The organism is Campylobacter sp. RM19072 (genome assembly GCF_024723485.1).
Classification (GTDB): Bacteria; Campylobacterota; Campylobacteria; order Campylobacterales; family Campylobacteraceae; genus Campylobacter; species Campylobacter porcelli.
In genome coordinates this window covers 1-1,514 of sequence record NZ_JANQCU010000043.1, presented here as the reverse complement: position 1 = coordinate 1,514, position 1,514 = coordinate 1, and the positions used below count along the sequence as shown (strand labels likewise).

The 1,514-nt window shown below is 33.2% G+C and carries 1 protein-coding gene; it reads right to left on the bottom strand.

The window, feature by feature from the left end; all coding sequences use genetic code 11:
- Positions 1–1,038 (bottom strand): hypothetical protein (locus CSUIS19072_RS08345; protein WP_337212265.1); only part of this gene is annotated, 1,038 nt, incomplete at its 3' end.
- Between the last annotated feature and the right edge of the window lie 476 nt (positions 1,039–1,514).

The following is a 1,514-nucleotide window of genomic DNA, read 5'->3' as shown; positions in this document are numbered from 1 at the left end:
GCTATTTACAATCCCCTCTTCGCCTAAGATTTTACCGGTGCTTTGGTTTTCTAGCTTCTTAACCACCTTGTCAGATGCCACTTGTAAAGATGGTTTATTAGCACTGCTTTGTATAGTATTTTTATTTATTATCTCTCCTACATTAGCATTAACTTCAAACGCCACTGCACTATTTGATATTAGCTGAGTTTCATTTGTGATCCTATCTTTATCGCTTTGTATGACAAATCCGCTACCTAGATTATGCTTGATGCTAATATCTTTATTATCCCCACCAGCAAGTATAAATCTACCACCTATACTCCCCGTGCCATCTACGCTTTCTATCTCATCTTCTACTATAAGATCTCCACTAATACTTCCAGCGTTATTTAGTTTTGTTATCTTTTTAGCTACTACATTCCCCTCTATAATCCCATAATTATTTAAATTTGTAATCGTATTTGAGACATTTATACCAGTGATTTTGCCACCTTGATTATTATCGATACTCTCTATCGTGCCAAATCCATAGATGGCATTTTGTCCGCTTGTAGTGCTTATGGTGCCTGTGTTGGTTATTTTACCTATGCTATCTACTCCAAAGTTTGAATCTTCTGAACCACTCAATATACCATATCCATTGCTACTTATGGTGCCAGAGTTTGTAATGCTGTTTATTTTACCGCCACCACCGACCAATATGGCAGCTTTATTGGATGATTTATTCTCTATTGTCCCACTATTGTTTATATTTAAATCATTTGTGGTAAATGCGTATATGCCAGAATTACTACTCGAATTTTCTGTAAATACAATATTACCACTATTTTCAATATCAAAATCACCATTATGATAAATTGTTACAGACCCGCTATTAGTTATAGTGGCACCTTGATTTATACTTAGTTTGCCACCACCAACACCATAAACACCTTCAACGCTAACATCGCTAGAAATAGCACAATCATCATCCCACCCACAAGGGGTTAAATTTATCCAAGCACCAAATAGATAAGTTTGAGAAGCGATAAGAGAAATTAATGATTTTTTAAGCATTGAAGACAAGGATCGAGTAAAATAGTGAAATTTACAAATGATTTGGCATTACTAAATATAATACTTGACACACTCTACCCCCCCCCCTATTTACCTTTTATTATAGTATTTTCATAGATATTCAAAATTGTATTATATTTAATAATTTTTGTCAATTAAATATAACTTAAATTCTCATTTTATACCCAAAATAGAAATTATTTTTATTTCGCTAAAGCTAAGCTAGTCTTTGCGAAAATTTTATAATAAGAATTTTTTAGATTTTTATAAAAATTTAAATATAAAAGAAATTCTTTTTCTTTTTAAGGGTAACCCTACAAAGTAGGGACTTTCTCAAAGAGAGTGTAAAACACAAGAGGTGGGTCAAGGGTTACACTCCAAATTTTCGCCAAAAACTCCTTCGAGTTTTTTGTTGCGAAAATTTTGTCGCAAACGGCGACTTGTTGCCATGCGAAGTTAAGAATTTTAAGTGGGAA